At 41.8% G+C, this 6,711-nt stretch carries 5 protein-coding genes; 4 read left to right on the top strand and 1 reads right to left on the bottom strand.

What is annotated here, in order from left to right; translation table 11 throughout:
• Positions 1–367 precede the first annotated feature (367 nt).
• From BM212_RS11540 to BM212_RS11525, 4 genes are all read left to right on the top strand, one after another.
• The gene (locus BM212_RS11540; RefSeq protein WP_091898679.1) at positions 368–1,483 is read left to right on the top strand and encodes a glycoside hydrolase family 5 protein; all 1,116 of its coding nucleotides are present in this window, start codon (positions 368–370) and stop codon (positions 1,481–1,483) included.
• Positions 1,484–2,352: 869 nt separating this feature from the next.
• Entirely contained in the window at positions 2,353–3,453 is a 1,101-nt protein-coding gene (locus tag BM212_RS11535; RefSeq protein WP_091898677.1) for a lactate oxidase, read from the top strand.
• Between the two features lie 179 nt (positions 3,454–3,632).
• On the top strand, positions 3,633–4,124 hold the full coding sequence (locus BM212_RS11530; protein ID WP_245750972.1) for a ribonuclease domain-containing protein: 492 nt from the start codon (positions 3,633–3,635) through the stop codon (positions 4,122–4,124).
• A complete protein-coding gene (locus tag BM212_RS11525) occupies positions 4,125–4,394 on the top strand; it encodes a barstar family protein (protein WP_091898672.1) in 270 nt (89 codons plus the stop codon).
• Between the two features lie 88 nt (positions 4,395–4,482).
• On the opposite strand, the gene BM212_RS11520 is transcribed toward BM212_RS11525, so the two are convergent.
• A complete protein-coding gene (locus BM212_RS11520; protein ID WP_091898670.1) occupies positions 4,483–6,222 on the bottom strand; it encodes a PrpR N-terminal domain-containing protein in 1,740 nt (579 codons plus the stop codon).
• Positions 6,223–6,711 lie beyond the last annotated feature (489 nt).

The raw sequence follows: 6,711 nt of genomic DNA, 5'->3' as shown, positions 1-6,711 counted from the left end.
CGAAGGTTTCCTAAGACCAACGGACACAAGAACCAAGCCATACAGCTTATGAGTAAATAGTCTCAACATTGTGACGGGAAGCATGCTTAATGAGTAGTCGAACTACAAGGAGGGGAAAGCTTCATCCCATTTAGAACCATCTTCCATCTAGTTCTATTTTACACAGAAACAGCACGGAATGACCAAGCGATAACCAAGATATTTAATTATCAAAGAACTAAAGTGAATGGATCATCAAAAGCGACTTTTTGAAATTTTTCTCCCCCATGGGGGAGAAAGCTCCATTCTTTCAAACAGTTAATCCATCAACTAAGTTAAGAACAATTCTTAACTACATACTTATTATACGAGAGGAGATGAATGGTTGATGGAAGGAAAAATCAAAGGGGTGAATCTGGGAGCGTGGCTCGTCTTGGAGAAGTGGATGACGCCGCGGCTGTTTGACCGGACGCCTTCGGACGACGAATATTACTTGGCGTATGACATGGATCCGGAGGCTTACGAAGAGAAGATCAAGACGCACCGGGCGACGTTCATCACAGAAGGCGACTTTGTCAAGATTGCTTCTGCCGGTTTCAACGTGGTGCGCATCCCGGTGCCGTACTTCATCTTCGGTGACCGCGAGCCCTTTATCGGCTGTCTGGACGAACTGGACCTAGCATTCAACTGGGCGCGTGCCTATGGACTTGAAGTTTTGATTGATCTGCACACGGCGCCCTATAGCCAGAATGCTTTCGATAACGGTGGGATCTCAGGTGTCTGCAAGTGGGCTCAGCATCCCGAAGAAGTCGAGTTCGTCTTAAATGTGCTGACGCGACTGGCGGAACGCTACAAGGCCGATGACGCGCTCTATGGCATCGAAGTGTTGAACGAACCGTTGACCCCTGAGATGTGGGATATCATCGATCCCCAGGACCAGTATGAACCGCGCGACAAAGAACTGGCCGAAGGCAGCGCGCCTGTATCCTTTGCTTTCTTGTATGACTTTTACCAGGAAGCCTATGACCGGCTGCGTGAGATTTTGCCACCAGACAAGGCCATCGTTTTCCATGACGGCTTTGATTTGTTGAAGTGGGAAGGGTTTTTCAAGGAGCGAGAGTTTGACAACGTGATGCTCGATACCCATCATTATCTAATGTTCGGAAATGATCCTGATAAGGAGAACCTCGAGTATTATCAAGCGCATTTGAATCAGACCGGGGAACAGATCGAAAAGGTCTCAAAGTACGTCCCTGTAGTCACCGGCGAGTGGTGTTTATATAACCAGCAAATCGTCAAAAATCAGAAGAACATGACCGACGACGAAGTCACAGCCTTCTACAACGCCTTATGGCAAGCCTCCGTCGATGCCTGGAACAAAGGCGACGGCTACTTCTACTGGACCTACAAACTGTTGATCGACACCGTGAATGAGCCGGACAATAGGGGTAAGGACGCCTGGGATGTCAGCCGCGCCATTGCCCGTGGTTGGGCACAAGTTTAAAAGAAATAGTAAAGAGCCACGTTTGACTGAATGTCCAGTCAAATGTGGCTCTTTTTTGTGTGATAAAGTGGTTTTTGGAACAAGTGAAGCAGGGACGGCCAGGTTACTTGTACCAAGAACCGGTTTGCGGGACAAATAGATGATAATTATTAACTTCACTTGTACCGCAACACCTTATTCGGGACAAGTGAACAAAAGTAAATGCGTCACTTGTCCTTTTAAAGCCACAAAGATCTTCAAGAAGGATGATTTTGTCAGCTTGGCTGACAAAATCAACAGCTATCGATCAACCTTTTTAACCGATGATAAATAAACAAACATTTGCAAACATTGGAATGCTAAGAAAAGAAAGTATGAATAAACTGAATGCACTAGAATACCCGCATCTGCGTCTCGGAGCGGGTTTTTTAGTGCATTATTTTTTTGATTGGAAGGTATATTAGAGAAGATTTTGACAGGCAAGCTGTCAAAACTGACAACATTCCTGCACTTAATAGCTTAAGGTGAGTTTTTCGCCCGGCGAAAAACACTGCATTAACCTAAAGAGAGCCGAATGAGGTACAAGTACACAATGAAATGTAACTCACTTGTACCACAGACTGGTTTGCGGAACATGTAGTTACTAATTTCTATCTTCACTTGTACCACAAGGCATTATTCGAGACAAGTGAACAGAAATAAAATCGTCACTTGTCCCTCTAAAGTCCAAAGATCCTCAAGAAGGTAGATTTTGGCAGCTCGGCTTCCAAAATCACCAGCATATTACTTCTTGACTTGCCTTCTACACGGCAAACTGATATATTACTTGGTTAAATACACTTTAATAGTGTATCGGGGAGAAGAACTAAGTTTAGAAGGGGAGAAATGGTATGACTAACGAGGAAATGATTTACAACGCACCAACAGAAGTGAAAGACATTGAAGTGATCAATACATACGACTTGGAGGAAAAAGTGGGTAAGCTTCTTCCAAAAGGGGGGTTCGGCTACATCGCTGGGGGAGTGGGAGACGAATACACGCTGAAGCAGAATATCGATGCCTTCAATCTGAAAAGGATCCTGCCGCGCGTTCTGGCCGATGTCGAGCATCCGGAAACGACTACTGAGGTACTGGGTCACGAGCTACCGTCACCGATCATCATGGCACCAATCGCCGCACATGGATTGGCCCATGAAAGCAAGGAAGTCGGGACGGCCAAAGGTGTGTCAGACTACGGGACGATTTTGTCCATCAGTTCCTATACTGGCTCTGATCTGTACGAAACAGCTAAGGTCGTCAAAGGGACATCGAAATGGTTCCAACTCTATATGAGCAAGGAAAACGAGGTCAACAAAGCGGTCCTAGACGAAGCCAAAGCAGATGGGGCGACCGCAATTATATTGACCGCTGATGCGACTGTGATGGGGAACCGGGAGAAAGACTTACGAAACAAATTCGTCTTTCCCTTTGATATGCCGATCGTCTCCAGACACTTTCGCGGCAGCGTGGAAGATGAGGCCTTGAACAATATTTATTTAGAATCCAAGCAGAAGATCAACGCAGAAGATATCCGGTTCATCGCGGACTACACTAAGCTGCCGGTCCTGATCAAAGGGGTACAGTCGCCAGAAGATGCGCGCCTAGCCTTGGATGCCGGGGCGGCCGGAATCTGGGTCTCCAATCACGGCGGACGTCAGCTGGACGGGGCGCCGGGCGCCTTTGAAATGCTGGAGGAGATCGCCGAAGTCGTCGACAAACGTGTCCCGATCGTTTTTGATAGCGGCATAAGACGCGGCGAACATGTCTTTAAAGCACTGGCTAGCGGGGCAGACATCGTAGCTATCGGTCGACCGGTCCTGTACGGCCTGGCACTTGGCGGCTGGAAAGGTGTCCGGCCCGTCTTCAACTACTTTGAAACAGACTTGAAGCGCGTCATGCAACTGGCAGGAACACAGACGATCGAAGATGTGAAAAGAACCGAACTCTATTAAAAATCTAAACAGCATAAAACGAATAGGATATAGACTATCTTATTCGTTTTTTTACACTCTTTTATGAAGATGAAAGCTCCCAGTCCGGAAAATGACACACTTCTGACGTACTCCTGTAGATAGTGTGCTATACTTTGAGATATAATCAATGCTTGAGTTGAGCATAGGAGTGAATGACTTTGGGGAAAAAGATACTGGCTGGTTTAGCTATCGGGACGACTTTGGTGCTCTCAGGCTGTGCAGAACTTGAAGCGGTCCTTGATGAGGTGATCGAAGAGGAACTGACTGAAACGACCGACGAAATCAGGAACGAGACAATCGATGAAGACGGCTATTACTCAACGCCTGAAGATGTGGCCTTGTACATCCATACATACGACGAATTACCGGACAACTACCTGACGAAAGAAGAAGCGCGTGAACTGGGCTGGGAAGCCAGCGAAGGGAACCTGTGGGAAGTGACCGACGAGATGCTGATCGGTGGGGACTACTTTGGGAACCGTGAAGGCCTGCTTCCGGAAGAAGACGCCCGCGACTACTTTGAAGCCGACGTCAACTACGAAGGCTGCTACCGTGGATCCGAACGACTAGTCTATTCCACCGACGGACTGATTTACTATACGGACGATCATTATGACAGTTTCCAGCAGCTTTACGGGGAGGACGAGTAGATGAGAACAGTAAAATTAGACGGCGAGCGCATGACGAACAGAGAAGCTGCCCATCGCTATATCCAGGAGCAGCTCGATATCCCAAGTTACTTCGGCTATAACCTCGACGCCCTGTACGATGCCTTGAGTGTGTATGACAAAGACCTGTCGATTATGCTCATCAACAAACCCGAACTCATGGATCACTTGGGACCCTATGGCGAAAGACTGGTACAGACCTTCTGGGACGTCGAGAAAGTAAATAGGAATGTTGGCTTTAAGGTGATTTGATTTTTACATTAACTGTACTATTAAGATATTGATTATGTACAAACAAATAACACTAGAAGAGAAGCTATACATAGCTTCTCTTCTAGTGTTATTTGTTTAAGATACGCCATAGAGTACTCCGGCTGATTCCTAATCGTTCTGCCGTTTTTGATTTGTTCCCATTTTCTTCAGATAAAACTAGCTGAATTATATCTCTACTAATTTCATCTAATGTTTGATCAAGTTGTAATACCTCTGAAGAAGCTCTAGGAGTATTGCCTAATTCAGTTTTTAGTTGCTGTAATGTATCCCTATCTTTTATATAAGTTCCATTTGTTTTGATGACCAACTGTTTCAATACGCGTTTAAATTGAGTTTGATTTAATGGCCAATCGAAATCAGTTAAACGTTCTAATGCTTTAGGTTCGAACCCAATAATTTGCTTACCATATTCATTATTAAATTCATTTATATACAGAGAAGCTATTGAGGGGATATCACTTTTTCTATCCCTTAGACTAATTGTTGTATAAAAAATGATAGACCAGTCGTTGAAGAAGGTAACAAGGCTTTGAGTAGACTCATTATAAGATATAGTACTTGAAAAGATAATTTTATTTCTTTTAAATAACAGGCTATCATTTGCATAAGATATAAATTTGTTAAGTTGTTTTCTGGATAATAAATCTATTCCTTTAAAATGAACGACGGAAGATTCATCCTGCAAAGGAGAATTAATAGAAGAGAATAGATCATCCCATTCGTTAGAGGTAATTAAATCACATCTAATTTCCCACATTCGTCTTTTATTGGCATAAGTTGAGATAAGTTGTGCTATTTTATCTTTACCGGTTCCCGCTTCTCCAATTATAAATACGGCTTCTTTGCTAGTGGCGTAATTAAGAATGTCTGTTTTTTCTATGCCGATAGATAATGAACTGTTATACATTATTTCATGATTATCATCTATACTAACTAGATTTATTGACTTACTTGTAGGTATATTAATATCAATCAATGTTATAAAATAAACAGTATATTCCTTATCATCAAGAATTCTACTCTCTACAGAATATACTTTTCCGTCAAAACTTTCTTTGAAAGCAGGAATGAGTTTCCCTGAAGCTTTAGCATTTAATTTTATGATTTTTAATTTTAATTTTGAGGGTATAGTATAAGCGCTGAATTCCTCAACTATACGGTTATTATTATCAAATAAAAGTATATCAATTGGACTTTTTTCGTAAAGAGATTTTAAAAGTCTATTAGTCTCTTTAATTTTTAATCGTGTTTCACCTATTTTAATAGCTTGTTCAAAAGATTTTTTGATACTTTCTTCAACAGAGTTGATCAATATAGCGTTTAAACCTATTTTCCTAGCTAGAGTAGAAGTTATTTGATCACAAATAATTACCTCGTAGTCGTTATTTTTTAAATTCATTAGTACGTTTTGAGCAGTCTTCTCAGCATCGATCGTAATGACTTCAATGTCTAAATTTAGTAGGTCGTTTAATACATTTGCTCTATCGGTAATATTCTCAAAACCAACTACAGCCATTTTACTACTAAATCCTTGAGCCAATCGAAGCGCGCGCAATATATCATAAATGGAGATATCGATTTCAATAACAGGAATATTCACTGATTCATTTAATAAAAGAGCGGTACCTCCCCGTGAAAGAATGACATCAACTTGTTCAGAGTCTAAACCTTTTGCTATTTCGACCCCATGATTCAAGTCTCCAATATAACCAGTATAGGTTATTGACGGATACATTGACGCGATATGTTCCATACTAATTTTAAGTCCGTTAAAAGGTGCGATACCCACAACGTTTATTTTTGACATGTATATTCCTCACTTCCGTCGTTTCATTATGAAACATTTTCTTATGATTATCTTACTATATTGCTGTTAATTATGAAAGTGATTCATAATGATACAATTATAAGTTTTGTAAGGGCTTTTGGATGCTTGAATTACTCTTTATGATAAAAGTAGTTCAAAAAGAACAAATTACAGGTAACTCCCAATAATCTATGAAAAATTATGTTTCCCAAATTTCTCGTTGCTCGTATGATGATTTCTGTCGATGAAGGTAATATAATCCAATCATTGTCTGGATTAAACAGCTTTATAACAGATCCAGTAAAGCAACGAGAAGTATAAGAAGGCATGTTTAAAAAACTTCGTTTTTTTGAAGTTTTTCGAGATATGTAAAATCACTTCTACAGTATTAGTCCGTGTACTGTAGAACACTGTTCCCGAAAGATAATAAACGGATCCACTTGTCGGGCATTGTTTTTGCATCATCATGGACGAATGGAATCCTCACAG

The organism is Marinilactibacillus piezotolerans, from assembly GCF_900114235.1.
Taxonomy (GTDB): domain Bacteria; phylum Bacillota; class Bacilli; order Lactobacillales; family Carnobacteriaceae_A; genus Marinilactibacillus; species Marinilactibacillus piezotolerans.
The sequence above is the reverse complement of the archived record's forward strand: the minus strand, read 5'-3'. Positions and strand labels throughout refer to the sequence as shown.

Excerpts from the sequence above, each read along its gene's own strand:
- BM212_RS11535 (WP_091898677.1), top strand. The coding sequence starts at position 2,353 with ATGACTAACGAGGAAATGATTTACAACGCACCAACAGAAGTGAAAGAC.
- BM212_RS11520 (WP_091898670.1), bottom strand. The coding sequence starts at position 6,222 with ATGTCAAAAATAAACGTTGTGGGTATCGCACCTTTTAACGGACTTAAA.
- BM212_RS11540 (WP_091898679.1), top strand. The coding sequence starts at position 368 with ATGGAAGGAAAAATCAAAGGGGTGAATCTGGGAGCGTGGCTCGTCTTG.
- BM212_RS11525 (WP_091898672.1), top strand. The coding sequence starts at position 4,125 with ATGAGAACAGTAAAATTAGACGGCGAGCGCATGACGAACAGAGAAGCT.